The organism is Brevibacillus sp. SIMBA_040 (genome assembly GCF_046535075.1).
Taxonomy (GTDB): Bacteria; Bacillota; Bacilli; order Brevibacillales; family Brevibacillaceae; genus Brevibacillus.
The window spans coordinates 239,302-251,284 of record NZ_JAWRXI010000005.1; the positions used below are offsets into that span (position 1 = coordinate 239,302).

The 11,983-nt window shown below is 50.1% G+C and carries 9 protein-coding genes; all 9 read left to right on the forward strand.

From position 1 onward, the window contains the following. Positions 1-72: 72 nt before the first annotated feature. The 9 genes from SB752_RS10965 (at position 73) to pyrE (ending at position 11,955) form a co-directional block, all read left to right on the forward strand. Positions 73-1,416, forward strand: a complete 1,344-nt coding sequence (locus SB752_RS10965; protein ID WP_410715685.1) for a hypothetical protein — start codon at positions 73-75, stop codon at positions 1,414-1,416. 227 nt (positions 1,417-1,643) lie between these two features. Continuing rightward, positions 1,644-2,183, forward strand: coding sequence for a bifunctional pyr operon transcriptional regulator/uracil phosphoribosyltransferase PyrR (pyrR, locus tag SB752_RS10970; protein ID WP_049738567.1), 540 nt, complete (start codon positions 1,644-1,646; stop codon positions 2,181-2,183). A gap of 156 nt (positions 2,184-2,339) precedes the next feature. Further along, positions 2,340-3,698, forward strand: a complete 1,359-nt coding sequence (locus SB752_RS10975; protein WP_410715686.1) for a solute carrier family 23 protein — start codon at positions 2,340-2,342, stop codon at positions 3,696-3,698. Positions 3,699-3,948: 250 nt separating this feature from the next. Continuing rightward, on the forward strand, positions 3,949-4,890 hold the full coding sequence (locus SB752_RS10980; RefSeq protein WP_410715687.1) for an aspartate carbamoyltransferase catalytic subunit: 942 nt from the start codon (positions 3,949-3,951) through the stop codon (positions 4,888-4,890). Continuing rightward, entirely contained in the window at positions 4,857-6,137 is a 1,281-nt protein-coding gene (locus SB752_RS10985; protein WP_410715688.1) for a dihydroorotase, read from the forward strand. The genes SB752_RS10980 and SB752_RS10985 overlap by 34 nt, the downstream gene beginning before the upstream one ends. An 85-nt stretch (positions 6,138-6,222) precedes the next feature. Beyond that, entirely contained in the window at positions 6,223-7,320 is a 1,098-nt protein-coding gene (locus tag SB752_RS10990) for a carbamoyl phosphate synthase small subunit (protein WP_410715689.1), read from the forward strand. Continuing rightward, entirely contained in the window at positions 7,304-10,516 is a 3,213-nt protein-coding gene (gene carB, locus SB752_RS10995; RefSeq protein ID WP_410715690.1) for a carbamoyl-phosphate synthase large subunit, read from the forward strand. Before SB752_RS10990 ends, carB begins: the two co-directional genes overlap by 17 nt. 60 nt (positions 10,517-10,576) lie before the next feature. Beyond that, positions 10,577-11,293: an orotidine-5'-phosphate decarboxylase gene (pyrF, locus tag SB752_RS11000; protein WP_410715796.1), complete on the forward strand. Its 717-nt coding sequence runs from the start codon at positions 10,577-10,579 to the stop codon at positions 11,291-11,293. 20 nt (positions 11,294-11,313) lie between these two features. Continuing rightward, complete coding sequence (pyrE, locus tag SB752_RS11005; RefSeq protein ID WP_410715691.1) at positions 11,314-11,955, forward strand: orotate phosphoribosyltransferase; 642 nt, start codon at positions 11,314-11,316, stop codon at positions 11,953-11,955. The last annotated feature ends 28 nt before the right edge of the window (positions 11,956-11,983 follow it).

The window sequence follows — 11,983 nt, forward strand, 5'->3', positions numbered from 1 at the left end:
AAAACGCTAGTAGAGAGCAAAGAGCTTTCTTCTGGCGTTTTTTACAATGAGGAAGTAGGGAGGAAATGACAGATGCATAAGGGATGGAGCAGACTTATTAGCATAGCCAGTACGTTTGCCATGCTGATTGCAGGGGGTAGCCAGGTTATGGCTGCTGAGATTGGGAATATACCAGAGCGAGTAAACAAGAACGTGAGCGTTCCAGCGAACATTGCTTTCACTAGTCACCAGCAGCTTTATTTACTGGATGGAAGCAAACAGGATGTAGCTCCCAAACAAATTACGACGAAAGGATTCGCAGAGATCGTTGATTGGTCGCATGATGGAAAGTGGCTGTTGTACCTCCAATACAAAGGAAATGACAATTACTCGACGCCTGGCTATTTGTGGGCGGTAAAAAGCGATGGGAGCGGGGCCATCCAAGTAGACGAAAGCCCCGTCATGGAAAAACCGAAATGGTCGCCAAAAGCAAACACATTCGCCTATACAATCAACATCGGAAGCAATGAAATGCCGACTTCGCAGCTTGTCCTCAAAACCATTTCAGATAGTGGTCAGCTCGCACTGCAAAGTAAAACGATAGCAGATATCATTGATTTTACATGGATGCCTGATGGTGAAAAGCTGCTGGTCTCCACGCCAGCAGAGAAGGATCGGGCGATGACACTTGTAATTCAAAGCCTTGCGGGAAAACCGCTAGCTACCTATCCTGTTGCTAAGCCACCAAAAGTGGAGGAAGGGATTTATCCTTGGGCTCCCGAAGGCTTGACTGTATCTCCTGATGGTACACGCGTTGCTTTTTTTGTTCGCTATAACTCCGGTTCCCTGTCAGCAGATGGCGTACCGATCCAGTTATTTAATTTGACACAGCCAAATCAGCTTCCAATAGAGCTTGGAACAGGTCTGGCGTATCCAGAATGGCTGGCCTGGTCACCCGATAGTAAATATCTCGCATTTATAGAGGGAGCTGAACGTATTGCCACGATGAACAAACATCTGAATCTGGCAGATCGCGGGGGCAAGGTCATGCCAGCCAGTCAAAAAGAATGGGTGGATACACTACCTGTCTGGACAAGCAAAGAACAAGGTGCGCTCTACTTCGCGCGTGGAAAGGGCACTGAGTATGCCTATGATCCGAAAAAAGTGATGGTGCCCGGTCAACGTATATGGATGTGGACAGGAAATGGTGAGCAAAAGCAGGTGACACAGGGAACCGAGCAGACTGCTGATTACTACGCGATACCTTCCAAGGATGGTACACAGCTGTTGTTCATGAGAATGAATACAGCACAGAGTGGGTCATTGTATTTGAAGCAAGGAAATAAGGAAGTTGAGCTTATCAAAGGCATCACAGGAGACATCGGATATTACGCCAATTATTTGCCACCGTGGATTCGTGTCTATTGGAATAGTTAGATTTCTTTTGATTCCATTGACACCTGTCTTGTTCCATGACATAATTCAACATGACGAATGGAACCTTTAAATCCAGTCCAGTGAGGCTGGCAAGGGCACGGAAGAGACATGGTAGCAGTAAGAGGGGGAATCCTCCGACAGCTAACCTTGTCCAAACGGCTTCTTGTCTCCTGACAAGGAGCCGTTTTTCTATAAGTCCACTGTTCCCGTCGAGGAGGGAAAAGCAGATGATCAACAAAAGTGTCATCATGGATGAAGCAGCAATTCGCCGGGCGCTCACACGAATTGCACACGAAATTATTGAACGAAACAAGGGTGTCGAGGACTGTATCATTGTCGGCATCAAAACCAGAGGGATTTATTTGGCACAACGTCTGGTGGAAAGAATCGAAATGATCGAGAATGTGAAAGTACCAGTCGGTGAGCTGGATATTACATTCTACCGTGACGACTTGCAGCACAAGTCAGAAGATGCCGTCTTGCAGGGCTCGTCCCTCCCATCCCAAATTACGGGTAAAACGGTTATTCTCGTAGATGATGTACTTTACACCGGACGTACGGTACGAGCTGCGCTTGACGCACTTATTGACAACGGACGTCCGCGGATGATCCAACTGGCTGTACTGGTCGATCGCGGCCATCGCGAGCTACCCATCAGACCCGATTTCGTAGGAAAAAATGTTCCGACAGCCCGCACTGAAATTGTCGATGTGCAGCTGGATGAGGTTGACGTGATGGATATCGTATCGATCCGGCAGCTCCTGTAAAAATTGAATGATTCCTCTTTAAAAACGATCCCGTGAGGTCGGCAAGAGGCAGGAAACTTCCCACTTGATGATGGAGAAGCTAGCCTCTTTGTGCCCACACAAAGAGGCTTTTTGTATGAACGAAAGAAAACAGTAGCACAGGGGGAACATAGGGTCATGAGCCAAAAAAACTTTGTAGACGTAGACGAAACTCCACATATATCTCGATTGCTGCCACTTAGCATCCAGCATCTGTTCGCCATGTTTGGTTCGACTGTACTCGTACCGATCCTGACTGGACTGGATGTAGCCACTGCCCTGTTCACGAGCGGTATTGGAACGCTGCTGTTCCTGTGGATTACAAAAGGAAAAATACCGAATTACCTCGGTTCCTCATTCGCCTTCATCGGACCAATCATTGCGGTAACAGCATCACATGGTGTAGGAACGGCGCTTCTGGGCTGCTTCCTCTCCGGGATTGTGTACATCATCGTCGCGGCGATAGTGAAGAAGGCTGGAGTCAAGTGGCTTGACAAGGTACTGCCTCCCGTCGTAATCGCATCGGTTATCGTAGTAATCGGACTCAGTCTTGCAGGCGTAGCAGTAGATATGGCAACGAAAGTGACCGTAGACGGTCAATCACAAATGTCGCTTACATCCATAGAAATCTCACTGGTTACCATGATCGTGACCATTCTTGCAGCGGTTATGCTGCGCGGGTTCTTCGGACTGATTCCAATTCTGATCGGAATTATCGTAGGGTATGTGTACACCCTCTTGCGCCACCCTGGCTTGATCGACTTTCAAAAGGTAGCTGACGCGCCTGTGTTCGTAAGCTTTGGAGAAATGTTCAGTACTCACTTCAAGTTCGGTGCAGTAGCAGAAGTCATCACGCAGCCATCTGCTTGGATCGCAGCACTGGTTATCGCTCCGGTAGCGTTTGTAACACTCGCTGAGCACTTGGGTCACCTGCTCGTAACGAGCAAGGTTATGGACCGCGATTTGATGAAAAATCCGGGTCTGCACCGCAGCTTGCTCGGTGATGGTATTGCTACATCACTGGCTGCCTTTATCGGGGGACCACCAGCTACGACGTATGGAGAAAACATCGGCGTACTCGCCATCACACGGGTTTACAGCCGAGTGGTGATCGCACTGGCAGCAGTAATGGCCATCTTGTTCGCCTTCATCGGCAAAATTAGCACGCTGTTGATGAGCATTCCGACCCCGGTCTTGGGTGGAGTCTCCATCATCCTGTTCGGAATTATCGCAGCACAGGGTCTGCGGATGTATGTTGAAAACAAAGTAGACTTTGCCAATAAACGCAACATGATCGTCGCCGCAGCGATTCTGGTTACAGGAATCGGCGGATATAAAATCAGCTTCGCGGGCTCAGGAGTCTTAAGCGATTTAACCATCGACAATATCGCCTTCTCTACCTTCCTCGGCATCATCCTGCATGTGATTCTGCCAGGCAAGGAGTCAGCGATGGGAGAGGCAAACCGCGAGCAGGAACAAAATACAGAAACAGCTTGATACGTTCCTCATTCCTTTAAATCCAGTCCCGAGAGGCTGGCAAGGCATAGAACGCTGTTTAACGACGCCAAAAATCGGCGGACTACACAGCTTCTTGTCTCGCTTGCCCTCTCATCGGCAACGCGATTCAAGAAGCTTTTTCTTTCGACCTGGAGCGAATGAAATCTTTCCGCTTAAACGCGGTCGCTCCACCGTGAACAAGCCTCGGTAGAGGTTTTCTTATAAATCAGAGAAAACGGAGGAATGCAAGATGAACAACATGGCGCACCTGATTGGCTTGAAAGATTTAACCAAAGAGCAGATGATTCGACTGCTGGACCGTGCAGATTACTGGGCGAATCGCCCTGCCGAGCAAGCAACTATTTTGCACGGGCGCTTTGTGGCAAATCTGTTCTTTGAAGCAAGCACCAGAACCCGCTTCTCTTTTGAAGTAGCCCAAAAGAGACTGGGAGCCCACGTGTTAAACTTCATACCTGAAACCTCCTCTGCTGTAAAAGGTGAGACGGTGTATGACACCATCCGCACGCTGGAAGCGATGGGAGTGGAGGCAGCTGTCATCCGCACGAAAAAAGAAGGTTTGCTGCAAGAGCTGGCAGAAACAGTCGACATGAAGCTGATCAATGCAGGCGACGGAACAAATGAGCACCCGACACAATGTTTGCTCGACCTGTTGACGATGAAAAGACAGTTCGGCAAGCTGGCAGGACTCACCGTCTCGATTATCGGCGACCTGCGGCACAGCCGCGTGCTTGGCTCACATTTGCACGCGATGCCGAAGCTCGGTATCAATCTGCTTCTCTCTGGACCGACCAGCATGATGCCGGCTCACGTGCCCGATGGCGTGAAAATCGTCAGCATGGAAGAAGCAGTTCAGACGGCGGATGTTGTCATGATGCTTCGTGTTCAACTGGAGCGCCACGCTGAATCACTCTACATTTCCAAGGAAGAGTATCATCAGGCACATGGACTGACACTGGAACGAGCAAAAATGATGAAGGCTGGCGCGGTGATTATGCATCCGGCACCAGTGAATCGTGGCGTAGAGATTCATACAGACTTGGTAGAGAGCGAGACATCACTGATTCAAAGACAGGTAACCAACGGAGTGGCAGCACGCATGGCAGTACTAGAAACTTTGCTGAAAGGGAGCGAAATGACATGGGAACCATCCTTGGCAACGGCAACATACTAAATCAAGCGGGAGAGCTTATCCCGGTAGAAATATTGGTTGAAGAGGGACAAATCAAAGCAATTGGCGAGGCGATAACGCGAGAAGGACACGAATGGATCGACTGCAAAGGCGGCATGATCAGCGCAGGACTCATCGACGTGCACGTTCATTTGCGCGAGCCTGGATTTGAACATAAAGAAACAATCGAAACAGGAGCAAAGGCAGCTGTAAAAGGGGGCTTTACAACCATCTCCTGCATGCCTAATACGCGCCCATCCATTGATAGCGTGGAGACAGTGAAGTACATTTTGGACAAAGCACGCGAGGCTGGTATGGCACGTGTGATTCCATACGGCGCGATTACGATTCGCCAATTGGGGAAAGAACTGACCGACTTTGCTGGATTGAAGGAAGCAGGAATTTTTGCCCTGACAGATGACGGAGTAGGAGTACAAGCTACTGGCATGATGAAAACAGCGATGAAAGCAGCGGCTGAGCTCGGAATCTCGATCGTTGCTCACTGCGAGGATGAAGACTTGTTGATCCCGGGTGCTGCTTTGCACGATGGAGTTGTAGCTGCCCGTCATGGACTGCCTGGTATCCCATCTGAATCGGAATCCATCCACGTAGGACGCGACATCTTGCTGGCAGAACAAACAGGTGTCCACTACCATGTATGTCACATCAGTGCAAAAGAATCTGTCCGTCTTGTACGGGATGGCAAACGTGCAGGAGTGAACGTTACATGCGAAGTGACACCACACCATCTGCTCTTGTGTGACGAGGATATTCCAGACAATCTCGATACAAACTGGAAAATGAATCCGCCGCTTCGCTCCCGTGAGGATCGCGCTGCGCTCATCGCAGGACTGAAGGATGGCACGATTGACATGATTGCAACTGACCATGCACCTCATACAGCAGAAGAAAAAGCAAACGGCATCAACCGCGCACCGTTTGGCATCGTCGGACTGGAGACAGCTTTCCCGCTGCTCTACACTCATCTCGTTCAAACGGGTGAGCTGACACTGAAAACACTGGTTGAGCTGCTTACGATTAAACCTGCCGCTGCTTTCGGACTGCCATACGGTCGTTTGGAAGTAGGAGCACCTGCAGACTTGACTGTTATTGATCTGGAAACAGAAAAAACGATCGATCCGACCACCTTTGCGAGCAAAGGAACCAATACACCGTTCACTGGCTGGACATGCAAGGGCTGGCCAACCCTGACACTGGTAGATGGCAAAATCGTACATCAAGAGGATTAGAAAAAGAGAGAGCAGCCAAGCAAACACAGGCGGGCCAAACGGGTAAGGCATAGTGTCTTACCCGACACAGAAGGAGGAGCGTTAGATGCGTGCTAGATTGATCTTGGAAGACGGAACAGAGTTTATCGGTACAGCTTTTGGGGCGACGAAGGAATCCTACGGGGAAGTCGTGTTCAATACGGGCCTTACGGGTTATCAAGAGGTTTTGTCAGACCCATCTTATTGTGGACAAATCGTAACGATGACATATCCGTTGATCGGAAATTACGGAATCAACCGGGACGATTTTGAAGCTGTGCGCCCATACATTCACGGCTTTGTAGTACGAGAACACTGTGACATGCCAAGCAACTGGCGCAACACCAACACACTTGATGAGCTTTTGAAAACATATGACATTCCGGGGATCGCCGGAATTGACACGCGGATGCTGACCAGAAAAATCCGTTACCACGGAACGATGAAAGGCATGATTACAACCAGTGAAGCTCCGCTGGCCGAGCTGGTTGCGGCACTGACAGGCACACAGCTGATGACGGACCAGGTATCACGCGTCTCAACTAAAAGCGTCTTTTGCTGCCCAGGCACCGGACATCGTGTTGCACTGGTGGACTTCGGCTCCAAGCACGGAATCTTGCGTGAGCTGACAAAGCGTAACTGCGACGTGGTGGTTGTTCCTTACAACGTAACAGCAGAAGAAATTCGCCGTATCCAGCCGGATGGCATCCTGCTCTCGAACGGACCTGGAGATCCAAAGGATGTGCCAGAGGCTGTAGAGATGATTCGCGGGATTTTGGGAGAGTACCCACTGTTCGGAATTTGTCTGGGGCACCAATTGTTCGCACTCGCATCTGGCGCTGATTCCATGAAATTGAAATTCGGACATCGTGGTGGAAACCATCCGGTGAAAGAATTGCCAACAGGCAGAACCTACATTACTTCGCAAAACCATAGCTACGCGGTCCAGGAAGAATCGCTGGCTGGCACTGAGCTGGAAATTACACATATCGCACTAAATGACGGGACGATTGAGGGACTTCGCAATCTGTCGAAGAACGCTTTCTCCGTCCAATATCACCCGGAAGCAGCGCCAGGCCCTTATGATTCCGGCTACTTGTTTGACCAGTTTCTTGCAATGATGGATACCGTTAAGGAGGAGAAAACTCATGCCAAAACACGCTAATCTAAAAAAGATCCTCGTGATCGGTTCCGGTCCTATCGTTATCGGGCAAGCAGCTGAGTTTGACTACGCAGGTACGCAAGCATGCGAAGCTTTGAAAGAAGAGGGAATGGAAGTTGTTCTGATCAACTCCAACCCAGCTACTATCATGACTGACACCAATATGGCTGACAAAGTGTACATCGAACCAATCACGCCAGAATTTGTGGCGCGTGTCATTCGCAAAGAAAAGCCAGACGGACTTTTACCAACGCTGGGGGGCCAAACAGGTCTGAACATGGCAGTAGCGCTTGCTGAAGCAGGCGTACTGGAGCAAGAAAATGTCAAGCTCCTCGGCACCAAGCTGGAGTCGATCAAGCAAGCAGAGGACCGTGAATTGTTCCGCTCCCTGATGAATGAGCTGGGCGAGCCAGTTCCTGAATCGGTGATTGTAAGTACAGTTGAGGAAGCGGTAAACTTTGCAAATGAAATCGGCTATCCGATCATCGTACGTCCAGCCTACACCTTGGGTGGAACTGGCGGCGGTATTTGTGACGATGAAGAAACTCTGCGTGAAATTGTCGCGAGCGGCTTGAAATACTCGCCGATCACCCAATGCCTGATCGAGAAGAGCATTGCGGGCATGAAGGAAATCGAGTACGAAGTGATGCGCGATGCCAACGACAACTGCATCGTAGTCTGCAACATGGAAAATATCGACCCTGTTGGCGTTCATACGGGAGATTCGATTGTAGTAGCACCGAGCCAAACACTCGCTGATCGCGAGTACCAAATGCTGCGCTCCTCCGCACTGAACATTATCCGTGCACTGGGAATTGAGGGTGGATGCAACGTACAATACGCACTCGACCCGCACAGCTTCCAATACTATGTGATCGAGGTTAACCCGCGCGTGAGCCGTTCCTCTGCGCTTGCTTCTAAAGCAACTGGTTACCCAATTGCCAAAATGGCTGCAAAAATCGCGATTGGCTACACCCTGGATGAACTGAAAAACCCGGTAACAGGCCAAACATACGCATGCTTTGAGCCAACACTGGACTACATTGTTAGCAAAATTCCTCGCTGGCCGTTCGACAAGTTCCAATCTGCCAACCGCAAGCTCGGAACACAGATGAAAGCGACAGGCGAAGTCATGGCGATCGGACGTACGTTTGAAGAATCGATCATGAAAGCAATCCGCTCGCTTGAGATCGGCAGCTACCATATCGAAATCAAGGAAGCAGCAGACATTCCGGCTGAAGAACTGAAAGCACGGCTCGTACAAGCAGACGATGAGCGCTTGTTCCTACTGGCAGAAGCGCTGCGTCGCGGCTGGACAATCGATGAGCTGCATGCACTGACAAAGATCGACCTGTTTTTCCTGCACAAGTTCCACAAGCTGGTTGCTTTTGAAACCGAATTGGCTCAAGGCTTGACGACTGAAAAGCTGTATGAGGCAAAACGCATGGGCTTTACAGATAGAAAAATTGCAGAGCTCTCCGGTCAAACAGAGGATGCAGTTCGTGAACTACGTAATGCAAACGGATTTGTTCCGGTTTATAAAATGGTTGATACTTGCGCAGCTGAGTTCGAAGCGCAGACACCATACTACTACTCCAGCTACGAGACTGAGGACGAGCGTATCGAAACAGGCAAAAAACGCGTAGTCGTGCTGGGCTCCGGTCCTATCCGGATCGGTCAAGGTATTGAGTTTGACTATGCGACCGTACATGCTGTCTGGGCGTTGAGAGAAGCTGGCTATGAAGCAGTCATCGTCAACAACAACCCGGAAACGGTTTCAACTGACTTCAACACCTCCGATCGTCTCTACTTTGAACCGCTGTACATCGAGGATGTGATGAACATTCTGGATGCAGAGAAACCAGAGGGTGTCATCGTACAGTTTGGCGGACAAACGGCAATCAATCTGGCTGACAAGCTCGCTGCTCGCGGGATCAAAATTTTAGGAACGAGCCTGGAAAACATCGATGCGGCAGAAAACCGCGAGAAGTTCGAAGCACTCTTGCGCGAGCTGAACATCGCTCAACCACCAGGAAAAACCGTGACTTCTGTAGAACAAGCTGTGGTCGCAGCAGAAGGCTTGGGCTTCCCAGTCTTGGTTCGCCCATCTTATGTCCTCGGTGGACGTGCGATGGAGATCGTCTACAACCAGCCTGAACTCTTGGAGTACATGGAAAAAGCAGTAAAGGTCAATCCTGATCATCCGGTACTCGTAGACCGGTACATGGTAGGAATAGAAGCCGAAGTAGATGCGATCTGCGACGGCGAAAACGTCCTGATTCCAGGCATCATGGAGCACATTGAGCGTGCAGGGGTTCACTCGGGTGACTCGATTGCGGTATATCCACCACAATCCTTGTCGCAAGCGATCAAGGATGAGCTGGTCGAAATGACAACCAAGCTGGCTCTCGCGTTGCAAATTAAAGGCTTGCTCAACATCCAGTTCGTTATCTACAAAGATCGACCATATGTCATCGAGGTAAATCCTCGCTCTTCCCGTACGGTGCCATTCCTCTCTAAAGTGACAGGAATCCCGATGGCGAATATCGCAACCAAGGCGATTCTCGGACACTCGATCGTGGATCAAGGCTTTACACCTGGCTACCATCCAGAAGAGAAAGTAGTTTCGGTGAAAGTGCCCGTATTCTCCTTTGCCAAGCTGCGTCGTGTAGACATCACGCTCGGTCCTGAGATGAAGTCTACTGGTGAAGTGATGGGACGTGAGAGCACGCTGGCAAAGGCGCTCTACAAGGGTTTGGTAGCAGCTGGCATGAATATCCCGACACAAGGAACACTGCTCGTGACGGTAGCCGATAAAGACAAGGAAGAAGCACTGGACATCGTAAAACGATTCCGTCAGCTGGGCTTCAAGCTGATGGCGACTGCTGGTACCGCAGATTATCTGGAACAGGCAGGACTGCCAGTAACGCGTGTAAACAAGCTGTCTGAAGGCACGCCAAACCTGCTGGATGTGATCCATACAGGAGAAGCAAACATCGTGCTCAATACGCTGACCAAAGGAAAAACACCACAGCGTGACGGCTTCCGTATTCGCCGTGAAGCAGTGGAAAACGGAGCTGTGTGCCTGACCTCTCTGGATACGGCATCTGCCTTGCTGCACGTACTCGAGACCATCACGTTCTCGACAGAAGCGATGCCAGCCCAAATGGCAGGAGCAAAAGTAACGGTGACCGTTTAACAAACCGAGATGTTTCGGTACAGATAAGGGGAGAGTAGTGTGCAACCACAAACCATAGATATTCGTGAGCGCATGATCGTTGCGCTCGACTTTTCCACACTGGAAGAGATCAAGCAGTGCCTGGAGCCATTGCAAGGGCATATCCGCTATGTAAAAGTAGGCATGGAGCTCGCTTATGCAGAAGGACCAGCCATCGTATCTTATCTGAAGGAAAAGGGATTGAAAGTGTTTCTTGACCTCAAGGTACACGATATCCCGAATACGGCCAAAGGTGCGATGAGAAGTCTGGCTCGTCTCGGTGCGGACATGGTGAATGTGCATGCAGCAGGTGGTGTTGCGATGATGGCAGCGGCGAGAGAAGGATTGGAGCAGGGGACAGCGGCAGGTGCTGCTCGTCCCATCCTGATCGGGGTCACGATGCTCACCTCTACCGGACAATTGTCAATGAACCAGGAATTGATGATTCCAGGCTCGGTTGAAGACGTGGTCGTACACTATGCCATGATGACAAAGCAGGCTGGTTTGGACGGGGTTGTCGCTTCACCACTTGAGGTTCCTATGATTAAAAAGGCAGCAGGTGATGCATTCGTGACCGTGACACCTGGTATTCGTCCAATCGGAGCTGATCAGGGAGATCAAACCCGAATTACAACACCAGAAGAGGCTTTCCGTTTGGGAAGCGATTATCTCGTGATTGGTCGTGCGATTACGAATGCAAAAGATCCAGTGGCTACTTGGCAAAGTATCGTGCAAGCAGTTGAAGCGGATCGAAAATAATGAATCACCTGGAGGGAAGAATGAAAATGACGAATACGATTGCTAAGAGCATCGCGGGCAGCTTGCTTTCGATCGGTGCCGTTCATCTGCGACCAGATCAGCCTTTTACATGGACATCTGGAATGAAATCTCCTATATATTGCGATAATCGAATCACCATGTCTCACCCACAGGTTCGTCGCGAAATCGCTCGTGCATTTGCAGAGCTGATTCGTGAGCGCCATCCAGAAGCACAGGTAGTAGCGGGTACAGCGACAGCTGGTATCCCACATGCTGCATGGGTAGCCGAGCTGCTTGATCTGCCGATGATTTATGTGCGTGACAAGGCAAAAGGCCACGGTCGTCAAAATCAGATTGAGGGTGCTTTGACTGCTGGTCAAAAAGTAGTGGTTATTGAAGATCTGATTTCCACAGGCGGCAGCTCGCTCAAGGCAGCACAAGCTGTTCAAGCAGAAGGCGGAGAAGTTCTCGGAGTCGTAGCGATCTTCAGCTATCAGTTCCCAGACGCAGAAGCCTTGTTTGCCGAAGCGGGTGTACCTTGCACAACCATCTCCAACTATACGGCGCTGCTGGAGGCGGCATCCGAACAGGGGGTCATCACTTCCGAGCAGGAGAAAATTTTGGGAGAATGGCGTAAATCCCCACGTACTTTTTTTGAATAAAAACGAAATAGGCATGCTCCAAAGAGGT

Coding starts and splice junctions, on each gene's coding strand:
- SB752_RS10965 (WP_410715685.1), top strand. CDS start 73: ATGCATAAGGGATGGAGCAGACTTATTAGCATAGCCAGTACGTTTGCC.
- pyrR (WP_049738567.1), top strand. CDS start 1,644: ATGATCAACAAAAGTGTCATCATGGATGAAGCAGCAATTCGCCGGGCG.
- SB752_RS10985 (WP_410715688.1), top strand. CDS start 4,857: ATGGGAACCATCCTTGGCAACGGCAACATACTAAATCAAGCGGGAGAG.
- carB (WP_410715690.1), top strand. CDS start 7,304: ATGCCAAAACACGCTAATCTAAAAAAGATCCTCGTGATCGGTTCCGGT.
- SB752_RS10990 (WP_410715689.1), top strand. CDS start 6,223: ATGCGTGCTAGATTGATCTTGGAAGACGGAACAGAGTTTATCGGTACA.
- SB752_RS10980 (WP_410715687.1), top strand. CDS start 3,949: ATGAACAACATGGCGCACCTGATTGGCTTGAAAGATTTAACCAAAGAG.
- SB752_RS10975 (WP_410715686.1), top strand. CDS start 2,340: ATGAGCCAAAAAAACTTTGTAGACGTAGACGAAACTCCACATATATCT.
- pyrE (WP_410715691.1), top strand. CDS start 11,314: ATGAAAATGACGAATACGATTGCTAAGAGCATCGCGGGCAGCTTGCTT.